The 11,885-nt window shown below is 73.9% G+C and carries 14 protein-coding genes; 7 read left to right on the forward strand and 7 right to left on the reverse strand.

Translation table 11 applies throughout. The features are described 5' to 3' along the window. Positions 1–18: 18 nt before the first annotated feature. Positions 19–1,518 carry a leucyl aminopeptidase gene (locus IF651_RS00500; RefSeq protein WP_191827133.1) on the reverse strand — a complete coding sequence of 500 codons (1,500 nt, stop codon included), beginning with the start codon at positions 1,516–1,518 and terminating at the stop codon, positions 19–21. 119 nt (positions 1,519–1,637) lie between these two features. On the opposite strand from IF651_RS00500, the gene IF651_RS00505 reads away from it, so the two are divergent. From IF651_RS00505 to IF651_RS00520, 4 genes are read left to right on the forward strand one after another with little or no spacing between them, the layout of a single operon-like run. Beyond that, positions 1,638–1,994 (forward strand): hypothetical protein, encoded by a 357-nt coding sequence (locus IF651_RS00505; protein ID WP_191827134.1) that lies wholly within the window; start codon positions 1,638–1,640, stop codon positions 1,992–1,994. Between the two features lie 8 nt (positions 1,995–2,002). Next, complete coding sequence (locus IF651_RS00510) at positions 2,003–2,521, forward strand: hypothetical protein (protein WP_191827135.1); 519 nt, start codon at positions 2,003–2,005, stop codon at positions 2,519–2,521. Then, on the forward strand, positions 2,518–3,636 hold the full coding sequence (locus IF651_RS00515) for a quinone-dependent dihydroorotate dehydrogenase (protein ID WP_191827136.1): 1,119 nt from the start codon (positions 2,518–2,520) through the stop codon (positions 3,634–3,636). The genes IF651_RS00510 and IF651_RS00515 overlap by 4 nt, the downstream gene beginning before the upstream one ends. Beyond that, positions 3,633–3,842 (forward strand): hypothetical protein, encoded by a 210-nt coding sequence (locus IF651_RS00520; protein ID WP_191827137.1) that lies wholly within the window; start codon positions 3,633–3,635, stop codon positions 3,840–3,842. Before IF651_RS00515 ends, IF651_RS00520 begins: the two co-directional genes overlap by 4 nt. A gap of 38 nt (positions 3,843–3,880) precedes the next feature. Here the strand turns inward: IF651_RS00520 and yczR are convergent, their stop codons facing one another. Next, positions 3,881–5,383, reverse strand: coding sequence for a MocR-like transcription factor YczR (gene yczR, locus IF651_RS00525; protein WP_191827138.1), 1,503 nt, complete (start codon positions 5,381–5,383; stop codon positions 3,881–3,883). A 62-nt stretch (positions 5,384–5,445) separates the two neighbouring features. On the opposite strand from yczR, the gene yczE reads away from it, so the two are divergent. After that, positions 5,446–6,102 carry a membrane protein YczE gene (gene yczE, locus IF651_RS00530; RefSeq protein ID WP_241743955.1) on the forward strand — a complete coding sequence of 219 codons (657 nt, stop codon included), beginning with the start codon at positions 5,446–5,448 and terminating at the stop codon, positions 6,100–6,102. Positions 6,103–6,159: 57 nt separating this feature from the next. On the opposite strand, the gene IF651_RS00535 is transcribed toward yczE, so the two are convergent. Then, complete coding sequence (locus IF651_RS00535; RefSeq protein ID WP_191827139.1) at positions 6,160–7,173, reverse strand: aldo/keto reductase family protein; 1,014 nt, start codon at positions 7,171–7,173, stop codon at positions 6,160–6,162. 59 nt (positions 7,174–7,232) lie between these two features. Then, complete coding sequence (locus IF651_RS00540) at positions 7,233–7,847, reverse strand: DUF3043 domain-containing protein (protein ID WP_191827140.1); 615 nt, start codon at positions 7,845–7,847, stop codon at positions 7,233–7,235. A 96-nt stretch (positions 7,848–7,943) separates the two neighbouring features. Here IF651_RS00540 and IF651_RS00545 point away from each other — a divergent pair, with 96 nt between their 5' ends. Beyond that, positions 7,944–9,350: a M20/M25/M40 family metallo-hydrolase gene (locus IF651_RS00545; RefSeq protein ID WP_191827141.1), complete on the forward strand. Its 1,407-nt coding sequence runs from the start codon at positions 7,944–7,946 to the stop codon at positions 9,348–9,350. Between the two features lie 41 nt (positions 9,351–9,391). Here the strand turns inward: IF651_RS00545 and IF651_RS00550 are convergent, their stop codons facing one another. Beyond that, a complete protein-coding gene (locus tag IF651_RS00550; RefSeq protein ID WP_191827142.1) occupies positions 9,392–10,177 on the reverse strand; it encodes a VOC family protein in 786 nt (261 codons plus the stop codon). A gap of 70 nt (positions 10,178–10,247) precedes the next feature. Continuing rightward, positions 10,248–10,781: a thioesterase family protein gene (locus IF651_RS00555; protein WP_191827143.1), complete on the reverse strand. Its 534-nt coding sequence runs from the start codon at positions 10,779–10,781 to the stop codon at positions 10,248–10,250. Positions 10,782–10,893: 112 nt separating this feature from the next. Here IF651_RS00555 and IF651_RS17920 point away from each other — a divergent pair, with 112 nt between their 5' ends. Beyond that, positions 10,894–11,253, forward strand: coding sequence for a DUF3817 domain-containing protein (locus IF651_RS17920; RefSeq protein ID WP_338403681.1), 360 nt, complete (start codon positions 10,894–10,896; stop codon positions 11,251–11,253). Positions 11,254–11,278: 25 nt separating this feature from the next. Here IF651_RS17920 and IF651_RS00565 read toward each other — a convergent pair whose 3' ends face one another. After that, positions 11,279–11,878 (reverse strand): DJ-1/PfpI family protein, encoded by a 600-nt coding sequence (locus IF651_RS00565; protein ID WP_191827145.1) that lies wholly within the window; start codon positions 11,876–11,878, stop codon positions 11,279–11,281. Positions 11,879–11,885: the final 7 nt, after the last annotated feature.

The raw sequence follows: 11,885 nt of genomic DNA on the forward strand, positions 1-11,885 counted from the left end.
CGCCGGCGGGAACGGGGCTCAGCGCGTGGCGCGGCCCTCGACGAATCCCAGCAGCGTGCGGACCGCGACCCCGGTGCCGCCTGCGGGCGTGTACCCGTGGGCCGACCCCTCGTTGAACGCCGGGCCAGCGATGTCGAGGTGCGCCCACGGGGTCGACCCCACGAACTCCTGGAGGAACAGCCCCGCGACGAGCATGCCGCCGAACCGGTCGCCGATGTTCGACAGGTCCGCGACCTTGGACTTCAGGGACGCACCCAGCTCCTCGGGCAGGGGCATCGGCCAGAACTGCTCGCCTGCCGCGTCGGCAGCGGTGACGACCTCGCCCCGCACGGCGTCGCTGCCCATGACGGCCGAGACCCGGTTGCCGAGCGCGACCATCTGCGCCCCGGTCAGGGTCGCGACGTCGAGCACGACGTCCGGCGACTCCTCCGTGGCGGCGGCCAGGCCGTCAGCCATGACGAGACGACCCTCCGCGTCGGTGTTCAGCACCTCGACGGTCCGGCCGCCGCGGATCGTGATGACGTCGGAGGGGCGCTGCGCCGTGCCCGAGGGCATGTTCTCGGCGAGGCACAGCCACCCCGTCACGGCGACCGGCAGGCCGAGCCGCGCGGCCGCGACGACCGTGCTCAGCACGGCGGCCGCACCCGCCATGTCCAGCTTCATGGTCTCCATGCCCTTGGCCGGCTTGAGCGAGAGGCCGCCCGAGTCGAACGTGATCCCCTTGCCGACGAGGGCCACCTTCGCCGTCGGGCGCGCGGGGGAGTAGGCCACCTTGACGAGCCGTGGTCCGCGGGACGAGCCCTGGCCGACGCCCATGAGGCCGCCGTACCCGCCCGCGGCGAGCGCCTTCTCGTCGAGCACGGTGATCTTCACGCCCTTGGCCCCCGCGTCCTTCACCGCCTGCTTGGCCAGGTCCGCGAACGCGGCCGGGAACAGGTCGTTCGGCGGCATGTTGACCAGGTCACGGGTCGCGTTCACCGCGTCCGCCACGACCTTCGCACGCTCGACCGCGGCCTTCGCCGCGGCGCTGCGCGCACTCGCGGCGAGCACCTCGACCCTCGTCGCGGGTCGCTTCGCGCCCTTGTCGTCGCCCGTGCGGTAGCGGGTGTAGGCGTAGGCGCCCAGGAGCGCGCCCTCGGCGACGGCCGCCACGTCGGCCTCGCCGTCGGTCGGGAGCGCGACGGCCACGGACGCCGGCCGCGCGAGCGAGCGCAGCGCTGCCCCGGCCGCACGGCGCAGCGACTCGGCGCCGAACGTGCCGTCGGCCGCGCGGGGACCGAGTCCGGTGAGCACGAGGACGTCCGCGGCGACGTCCGGCCCGGCCGGGATCGTCCTGACCTCGTCGGCGGCGCCGGTGATGCCGAGCGCCGGGGCCAGCGCCTCGACCTCGGCGATCACGGATCGGGGCAGGTCTGCCCCGACGATCGCGACGCCGTCCGACGTCGATTGGGCGCCCACGACGAGGACGTCGACCTTGGCGCTGGAGGGACTCTTGCTGGAGACGATCAGTTCAGCCACAGCAGCGATGCTATCCCTGACCGCGCGCAGCGGCCGGTGCGACGAGCGGCACCGTCGTCCATCGGCCCGCGGTCGACTCCGATTCCGCCCGCGCGTGCTCGTCCCGGTACTCTCGGCGCGTGGTCCTTCCCCTCCTGCTCGTGGTCGTCGCGGTCTGCGTCGTGCTCGCGGCCTGGGCCGTGGTCTTCGTCGTCCAGGACCGGGCGGTCGTCCTGCGCCAGCTGTGGGTCGCAGCGGGGATCGAGGCCCTGGTGGTCGTGCAGATGATCGTGCTGGGCGTGCTCGGAGCGACCGGGACCGCCCCGAGCGACCCGGTCCTGCTGTGGGGCTACCTCGTGACGACACTGTTCATCCTGCCCGCGGCCGCCGTCTGGGCGTTCGCGGAGCGCACGCGGTGGAGCTCGGTCGTGCTCGCCGTCGCAGCGGTCACGGTCGCGTTCCTCGAGTGGCGCGCGTGGCAGATCTGGAACGCGTGAGGACGGCGATGAGCGAGCACGCACCTGACGGACGGCGTGGCACCGGTCCGTCGGCACCGGGCGAACCGGGTCCGCGACGGACGGGCGACGGGTTCGGGCGTGTCCTCGTGGCCGTCTACGGGATCTTCGCGCTCGCCGCCAGCGCGCGCGCAGGAGTCCAGCTCGTGCGGGACTGGCACGAGGCGCCGCTCGCGTACGGGCTGTCGGCGCTCGCCGCCGTCGTGTACGTCGTCGCGACGGTCGCCCTGGCCCGCGGCGGGCCGGGACGCGTCGTCGCGCGTCGGGTCGCGTGGGTCGCCGTGGGTGTGGAGCTCGTCGGGGTGCTCGCCGTGGGCGCGCTCTCCCTCGTCGACCCCGAGGCGTTCCCGCGCGCGACCGTCTGGTCCGACTTCGGCAGCGGGTACGGCTACGTACCGCTCGTCCTGCCGTTCGTCGGGCTGTGGTGGCTGTGGCGCACCCGTGCCGCCCCGGACTCGTCCCTCGGCCCTGCTCCCGACCCTGCTCCCGATCCAGAGGAGGCCGCATGAGCCGCCGTTCCCCCCTGCTGTACTCGTTGCTCTTCGACACGGTCTTCCGGCGGATGGACCCCGAGCGCGCGCACGAGCTCGCGTTCTCGCTGATCGCCACCGCCGGTCGCGTACCGGTGCTGCGCGACGTCGTGCAGGGAGCGCTCGCGCCCTACCTGGGCCGCGGAGCCGGGGGGCCGGGCAGCGTCGAGGTGCTGGGACGGGTGTTCCCGTCGCCGCTCGGCATCGCCGGCGGGTTCGACAAGAACGCCCGGGCGGTGCGGGGGCTGACGATGCTCGGCTTCGGCTTCGTCGAGATCGGCACGGTGACGGCGCACGCCCAGCCGGGCAACGAGCGCCCGCGGATGTGGCGCGAGCTGGACGTGCGCGGCGTGCGCAACCGGATGGGCTTCAACAACGAGGGCGCGGCGGTCGCGGCCCGCCGGCTGCGAGAGCTGCGCTCGACCCCGTCGGGACGTGCCGTCGTCGTGGGCGCCAACATCGGCAGGACGAAGGTCACGCCGCCGGACCGCGCGGCGCAGGACTACGCGACGAGCGCGGGGCTGCTCGCGCCGTACGCGGACTATCTGGTGGTGAACGTCTCGTCGCCCAACACGCCGGGCCTGCGCGACCTGCAGGAGGTCGAGTCGCTGCGGCCGATCCTCCTCGCGGTGCGCGCGGCGACCGACACGGCGACGGCCGACGCCGGGGTGGCGCGGGTCCCGCTGCTCGTGAAGATCGCCCCCGACCTCGCGGACGACGACGTGGACTCCGTCGCGGCGCTCGTCGTCGAGCTCGACCTGGACGGCGTCGTCGCGGTCAACACGACGATCGGGCACGAGCGCGGGCCGGGCGGCCTGTCGGGGCCGCCGCTGCGCGTCCGCGGCCGTGCGGTCGTGGCACGCCTGCGGGACCGGCTCGGCCCGGACCGCGCCATCATCGGTGTCGGCGGCATCACGAGCGTGGACGACGCGCGCGACTACCTGCGAGCGGGGGCGGACCTCGTCCAGGGATACACCGCGTTCGTGTTCGAGGGCCCGCTCTGGGCGTCGCGTGTCAACCGGTCGCTGGTCCGTCACCCCGAGCCCGGGCCGCACGTGCGGGGCGCGGCCGAGACGCACGGGGGTGAGCGATGATCCGGGCGCAGTGGGTGTGGGAGCTTCTGGACGCCGACGGCATGGTCGTGCCGGAGCCCGTGAGCCCTGTCTTCACGGCGCAGTTCGACGCGGAGCAGTGGCTCGGCGAGACGTGGCGCGGCCTCGCGGGGGACGGCGTCGCCGTCGTCCGGCTCCTGCACGACGGTGCGCAGGCCACGCCGCCGGTCGATCTGCGCGCCGGCTGACGAGCACGAGGATCTCCGCGTCCGCTATGACGGGCGGCTCACCCCGTGAGCCGCGCCCACGCGGCCGTGAGCAGCGGGACCGCCCGCTCGAGCTCGGTGGACGGGCGGGAGAACGTCAGGCGGACCCGGTCCGGTGAGCTGTCGTCCGGGGTGAACGTCGGCCCGGCGTTGAGCAGGACGCCCTCGGCGGTGGCCGCGGCGGTGAACGCGTGCGCGAGCGGCGCGCCGAGGTCGGCCCACAGCGAGAGGCCACCGGGTGGGACCGGCACGCGCCAGGGCAGGGCGGCGCCGAGAAGCCCGCACAGCAGGTCGCGCTGCCGACGCAGCGTGACGCGCCGCTCGGCGAGCACGGCTCGCCGGTCCTCGAGCAGCTCGACGACGGCGAGCTGCTCCAGGACCGCGGTGGCGACGTCCGCCGACTGGCGCGTGCGCGCGAGACGAGCCACGAGGTCGGGGTGGGCCCGCACCCAGCCGACGCGCAGGCCGCCCCAGAACGACTTGGACGCCGACCCGACCGTGACGACGTAGGGCGAGGTACCGGTCCCGGCCAGCGGGGGTGCGGGGTCGTGCTCGTCACCGGGCGGGGTGTCCAGCGACAGGTCGGTCAGCGTCTCGTCGGCCATGACGGTGACACGGTGGCGTGCCGCCACCTCCCTGACCCCGGCACGCTCGGCCGGGGTCAGGGTGTAGCCCGTCGGGTTGTGGAAGTCCGGGACGAGGTAGACGAGACGTGGGGCGACCTGGCGCACGGTCGACTCGAGGAGCTCGACGTCGAGACCCGCCCTGCCGTCGTCGCCGCCGAGCCCGACGGGGAGCGGGACGAGTCGTGCGCCTGCACGACGCAGGGTCTCCATCGCGTGGTAATAGGTCGGCGACTGCACGAGCGCCCGGTCGCCGTTGCCGAGGAGCGTCGCCGCGACGGTCGTGATGGCGTGCTGGCCGCCCGTGGTGACGAGGATCTCGTCGGGCGTGGTCGGGGTCCCACGGGCCGTGAAGCGCGCCGCGACGGCCTCGCGCAGCACGCTCAGCCCGAGCGGCTCGTACCCACCGTCGCCCAGGTAGGCGGGGAGCCGCTCGAGCGCGCGCCCGTAGGCCGCGTGCAGGCCCGACGGCGCGACCGACGTCGCCTGGGAGAGGTCCGCCTGGACAAGGGGCACGGTCGTCGCCCGCTCGGTGCGTGCGGGCGCGTCGCCGCCGGCGGTACGCGTCGCCGGCGCCCTGTCCGCCCCACGGGGCAGGCCGACGACGGTCCCCGCACCCGTGAGCGACCGTGCGAAACCGAGGTCGCGCAGCCGTCCGTAGGCGGCGGCCGTCGTGGTGCGCGAGACGCTCAGCGCCGCGGCGAGGTCCCGCTCGGAGGGCAGCCGCGTGTGTGGGGCGAGCGTGCCGGCGAGGACGGCGGCACGCAGCGCGTCCGCGAGCGCGACGTACGCCGGGCCACCCGCGTGCCAGGTGCCGAGGAGGCGGATCGCGGCGGCGGCCGACAGGTGGCGGTGCACGTCGAGGCGCGTGCCGGGGGTGCCAGGTCGGGGAGGGGTCATGAGGTCCACTGTCGCTCGATTGGCTATAGAGATCGAGTCCAACAGGCTACGACACTGGGGCCATGTCACCCTCGCGCCGGATCGTCCAGCTGATCCTCGGTCTCCTCGCGTACACGCTGTCCATGGCGATGCTCATCCAGGCCGGCCAGGGCGGGATGCCCTGGGACGTGCTGCACCAGGGGATCGTGCGTCGCACCGGGTTGCCCTTCGGCGCCGTCGTCGTCGCGTTGAGCGGGTTCGCGCTCCTCGCGTGGATCCCGCTGCGTCAGCGCCCGGGGATCGGGACGGTCGCGAACGTCGTCGTCATCGGGATCTCGATCGACCCGATGCTCGCGCTCCTGGACCGGCTCGTCCCGCTGCCGGGGCCGCTGGCGGGCGCGGCGCTCGCGGTCGGGGGCATCGTGCTCAACGGGATGGCGACGGCGGCCTACCTGGGCGTGCGGCTCGGGCCGGGACCGCGCGACGGCCTGATGACGGGCCTGGTGGCCCGCACCCGAGGGTCCGTGCGCCTCGTGCGGACCCTCATCGAGATCGTGGTCGTCACGGCGGGGTGGGCGCTCGGCGGGACCTTCGGATGGGCGACGCTCTGCTATGCGCTCGGTGTCGGCGCGGTCGTCCAGGTCACCGCGCGCTGGTTCGCTCCGGGCGGTCTCGTCACCGCGGCGCCGGTGCGGTCCCCGGGCCGGGCCGGGGAGGCGTGCCCGGAGCCCGCGCGGTGAGAGAACCTGCGCGGGGCACCCGGTCGAGGGCCCCGCGCAGGTCCGGTGCGTCGACGGTCAGGAGGGTCGCTTCTGCGGAGCGCCCTCGGCGGTCTTGCCCGCGTCGCGCTCGACGACGTCCCCGAGGGCCTCGTCGATGCGCGTCATGAGCTCGGCCGGGATCGTGACCCCGGCCGCCTTGACGTTCTCCGCGACCTGCTCGGGACGCGACGCGCCGACGAGCGCCGCCGCGACGTTCTCGTTCTGCAGCACCCAGGCGATCGCGAGCTGGGCCATGGACAGGTCGAGCTCGTCGGCGACGGGCTTGAGTTCCTGGACGCGGGTGAGGACGTCGTCGGTCATGAACCGCTGGATCATCCGCGAGCCGCCCTTGTCGTCGGTGGCGCGCGAGCCCTCGGGCAGCGGCTGCCCGGGGACGTACTTGCCGGAGAGCACGCCCTGAGCCATGGGGGACCAGACGATCTGGGACAGACCCAGCTCGCGCGAGGTCGGCACGACCTCGTCCTCGATGACACGCCACAGCATCGAGTACTGCGGCTGGGACGAGACGAGCTGGAAGCCGAGGTCCTTCGCGAGGGCGTGGCCGGCGCGGATCTGGTCCGCGGTCCACTCGGATACCCCGATGTACAGGGCCTTGCCCTGGCGCACGACGTCGGCGAACGCCTGCATCGTCTCCTCGAGCGGCGTCTCGGTGTCGAACCGGTGCGCCTGGTACAGGTCGACGTAGTCGGTGCCGAGGCGCTTCAGCGAGCCGTTGATCGACTCCATGACGTGCTTGCGGGACAGCCCCGAGTCGTTGGGCCCTGCGGGGCCGGTGGGCCAGTAGACCTTGGTGAAGATCTCGAGCGACTCGCGGCGCTGGCCCTTGAGGGCGTCGCCGAGGACCTGCTCGGCCTTCGTGTTCGCGTAGACGTCCGCGGTGTCGAAGGAGGTGATGCCGGCGTCCAGGGCCGCGTGGACGCACGAGGTGGCGACGTCGTTCTCGACCTGGGAGCCGTGGGTGAGCCAGTTGCCGTAGGTGATCTCGGAGATCTTGAGACCGGAGTTGCCGAGGTATCGGTAGTTGGGCATGCCTCCCACCCTACGATGCCCGGAGCACCCGTCGCTCGGAGGCGACGGGTGGGCTGCGGCTACTGCGGGTAGACGCCGTGCTTCTTGTGCATCGGCTTCGGCATGCGCGCCCGGCGCAGCTGCATCGCGCGCATCACGGCGTACATCACCGTGCCCTTGGGGACGTCGCCGAACTTCGCCCGCAGCTGCTTGCGCAGGCTGCGCCACATGAGGAACGTGTCGACGATCGTGAGCAGCACGATCCCGTACAGCAGGATCACGGACAGGAACGCGAGCTCGGCCATCTGGGCCGTGAACATCGTCACGACGATGAAGACGAGCGCGATGGGCAGGAAGAACTCGCCCAGGTTCCAGCGGGCGTCGACGAAGTCGCGCGTGAAGCGCTTGACCGGTCCCTTGTCGCGCACCGGCATGTGCCGTTCGTCACCGGTCTGCATCGCGCGGTACTGGCGGTCGCGGGCCTGGCGCTGCTGCTCCCGGGCCGCCTTCGCGGCAGCGCGGCGGTCGTCCGGCACGAGCGGGCGCTTGTTCGCCGCCTGGGACTGCTTGCGCCGAGGAGTGGGACGGCCCTTGCCCGCGGCCACGTCGCCCGTCTGCTCGATCTCGGCGGCGGCGTCGACGGGGGTGGAGGTGCCCGACGTCGCGGACGCGTCGGACTTGCTGCGGGAGAACACCACCCCAGGGTAGTCCAGACGGGCGACGGTCCGCGACGTCGTGCCGGGCGACGGGCCGCCGGTCGCGGGCACTCGCCGTGACGTACCGTGCTGTGCGTGACGAACTCACCCGAGCCCACCGACGGAACGGACGTCGCGACCAGGCTGCGCGCCGTCGTCGCCGACCAGTTCTCCGCCCTGCGCGCCGACCTGGAGAACCTCGTGCGCATCCCCAGCGTCTCGAACTCCGCGTTCGAGCCCACGCACGTCGCGGCGAGCGCCGACGCCGTCGCGGCGCTCCTGCGCGACGCGGGCCTGCCCGAGGTCCAGGTCCTGCGGGCGATGACGCAGGACGGCCGCCAGGGCGCGCCGGCGGTCGTCGCCAGGCGTCCGGCCCCCGCCGGCGCTCCCACGGTCCTGCTCTACGCCCACCACGACGTGCAGCCACCGGGAGACGCCTCGACGTGGGACACGGACCCGTTCGACCCGACCGAGCGGGACGGGCGGCTCTACGGTCGCGGCGCCGCGGACGACAAGGCGGGGATCGTCGCGCACCTCGGCGCGCTGCGGGCGCTCACGGCACTCGGCGCGGACCTGCCCGTGGGCGTGACCGTGTTCGTGGAGGGCGAGGAGGAGGTCGGTTCGCCGACGTTCGGGCCGTTCCTCGCCGAGCACCGCGACCTGCTCGCCGCCGACGTCATCGTCGTCGCCGACTCCGCGAACTGGAAGGTCGGCGTCCCCGCGCTCACGACGTCCCTGCGCGGCCTCGTGGACTGCGAGGTCGAGGTCGCCGTGCTCGACCACGCCGTGCACTCCGGCATGTTCGGGGGACCGGTGCTCGACGCGGTGACGCAGCTCGCCCGGCTCGTCGCCACGCTGCACGACGACGCGGGGAACGTCGCCGTCGCGGGCCTCGGCTCCGGCGCGGAGCCCGCGGTCGACTACACGGAGGCGGACTTCCGGGCGGACTCGTCGCTGCTCGAGGACGTGACCCTCGCGGGCTCGGGCTCCATCGCCGGGCGGCTGTGGACCAAGCCGGCGATCTCGGTCATCGGGCTCGACGCACCGAGCGTCGCCCACGCGTCGAACACGCTCGCCCCGCGTGCGACGGCCAAGATCTCGGTCCGCATCGCTCCCGGGCAGGACCCCGCGACCGCGATGGCGGCGCTGCGTACCCACCTGGAGACGCGCGCCCCGTCCAGCGCCCGCGTCACCGTGCGCGACGGCGAGCAGGGCAAGCCCTTCCTCGCCCCCGCGGACTCGGCCGCGATGCAGGCGGCGCGCTGGGCGTTCGCGACGTCGTGGGGGACCGAGCCGGTCGACATCGGCATCGGCGGCTCGATCCCGTTCATCGCGGACCTGCTCGAGGTCTTCCCCGGTGCGTCGATCCTCGTCACCGGGGTCGAGGACCCCGACTCGCGAGCGCACGGCGCGAACGAGTCGGTGCACCTCGGCGAGCTCGAGAGGGTCGTGCTCGCGGAGGCTCTGCTGCTCGCCCGGCTCGGGGGACGCGTCTCCGACTGACCCCGCCGGACGTCGACCTCAGCCGTCGGTCGGACCGGAGCTCAGCCGTCGGTGAGGCCCGATCTCAGCTCGGCGGCCTCGTCGAGCACCGACCCGAGGTCGGCGCGTGCGGCGTCGTCGAGCGTCGCCACGATCGCGGCGAGCGCGTCCAGGTGCTCGTGCGCCGTGGCCTGGTCGCCCGTCCTGACGTCGAGCTCGGCGAGGTAGGCGAGCGCGCGCACGCGCTCGACGGGCGGTGCGTCGTCGCCGGAGCGACGCAGCGCGCCCGCGAGGATCTTGCGCGCCTGCACGGGGTCGCCGTGCGAGTCGGCCTGCACGACGGCGTCGTCCACCGCCCGCGCGACGGCGCCCTCGGGTCGGGCCGCGTACGCCGTGCGGGCCGAGCCGTCGTCGTCGCCTCCTGCCTCGTCGCGTGCACCGGCGGGCGGTCGACGCATGACCCGCACCCAGTTCCCGGCAGGGTCGACAAGACTGAACCCGGCCGTGCCACCCGCGTTGGCCCGCCGGCGCGGGCGTGTGATGCGCGGTACCCCGGTCAGCGGCAGCCGCCCGTACCGCGCGCGCAGGCCGGCGGCGAAACGCTCGAACACCGGCGCGGTGTCGTCGACGACCGCGAGGCACGTGCTGTAGCTGTCCTCGGGCGGGACGCCGGCCATCCCGAAGTAGTGGATCGCGAAACCGCCGCGCTGGACTGCCAGGTAGGGGTTGGGACGCAGCTGGCGGTAGGTGACCTCGAGTCCGAGGTCCACCCAGAAGTCGCGCATCGCGTCCACGTCGGGGCAGGGGAGCGCCGGCACCATCGTCGCGCCGAACGGGTCCGTACCCACCGGGCCATCGAACCATGCCTGCGCCGCACCGGGACGTCGTCGCCGCACCTCCCCCCGCCGCGGCGAACGGTCAGACGGTGCGGTGCGCGACGTCGACCGCCCGGGACCAGGCCGCGACGTCGTCCGGCAGCTCCGGCGGAACCACGTCGCGACCGAGCAGGGCGACGACGTCGGGGGCCGGCACGCGCTCGCCCGAGCCTCGTGCGAGGAACCTGCCCGCGAGGAGCCCCCGCGCGCACAGGTCCCCCTGGCGCGTGAAGACCTGCTCGAGGTAGACGACGCGCTCGTCCCAGCCGAGCACCCGCGTGGTGATCTCGAACCGGTCCCAGAGCTGGAGCGAGCGCCGGTACTTCACGGTCGACGCAGCGACGACGGGGAACCAGCCCGCTTCCTTGAGCGGCCCGAACCCACCGAGGTCGGCGATGAAGTTGCTGCGCGCCACGTCCATCATCTGCAGGTAGACACCGTTGTTGACGTGGAGGTAGAGGTCGAGGTCGCCCGGGTGGACGCGCAGGCGCGTCACCGACGGGTCGAGCACGCCCCGGCCGGGGACGGCCTTGCGCGGCATCGTGGTGGCGAGGAGGAGCTGGAGCTGGCGGGTCACCGTCGCAGATTACTACCTCGGACCAGCGGTATCAGGTACCGCCCGCGCGGTCGCCATCGAGGCTGTGCGACGCCCGAGGCGCTGCCCAGGCTCGTGTGCGAAGATGCGGCCCGTGACGACGAGCACCGCACCTCGCCCGACCGCAGCCCCCGACACGACCCGGCACCCGTGGTCCGTCCGCGCGTTCCGCGCCGTCGCGGTCGCCGAGGCCTTCTCGTGGGCGGGCCTGCTCGTGGGGATGTACCTCAAGTGGGTCGCGGGCACGACCGAGCGCGGCGTCGAGATCTTCGGCCCGGTGCACGGCAGTCTCGTCGTCGCCTACGTCGCGCTCGCCGTGCTCGTCGCGGTGCGGATGCGGTGGTCGCCGTGGACCACGCTGCTCGCACTCGCGGCGACCGTGCCGCCGTTCTGCACGGTGGTGCTCGACGTCTGGGCGCACCGCACGGGACGCTACGTCCCGCGCCGTCCGTGACCGTGCGAGGCGGTGGTCAGAGCATCTAGACCGGCGGGTCCGGGTCGTACTGGATGCCCCGCCGCACCGCACGCGCGGCGTCGTCGCTCTCGAGACGCGCGACGAGGTGCAACGCCATGTCGATCCCTGCGGACACGCCCGCCGACGTGACGACGTCTCCGTCGTCGACGAACCGCGCCTCGGTGTCGAGGACGACCGTCGGGTCGATCCGTGCGAGCTCGTCGTAGTGGTCGCGGTGGGTCGTCGCCGGCCGGCCCGCGAGCAGGCCGGCCGCGGCGAGCACGAGCGATCCCGTGCACACGCTCGCGACGAGCGGCGTGCGAGCGCGCGTCGCGCGCAGCCACTCCAGGTGCTCGCTGTCGGCGAGCAGTCGGCGAGTGCCTCGCCCGCCCGGGTAGACGAGCAGGTGCAACGGCCCGACGTCGGCCGCCGACCGGTCCGGGACCAGGCACAGCCCCTTGGCGAGACGCACACCCGCGCCGTCGGGCGAGAACGTCGACACGTGCGGCTTGAGCTCCGAGTGCCGAGCCCAGTGCGCCAGCACCTCGTACGGCCCGACGACGTCGAGCTCCTCGGCCCCGTCGAACACGAGGACGCCGACGTTCATCCCGTTGCCGGTACCCATGCCGCAC

It is taken from the genome of Cellulosimicrobium arenosum (assembly GCF_014837295.1).
Classification (GTDB): Bacteria; Actinomycetota; Actinomycetes; order Actinomycetales; family Cellulomonadaceae; genus Cellulosimicrobium; species Cellulosimicrobium arenosum.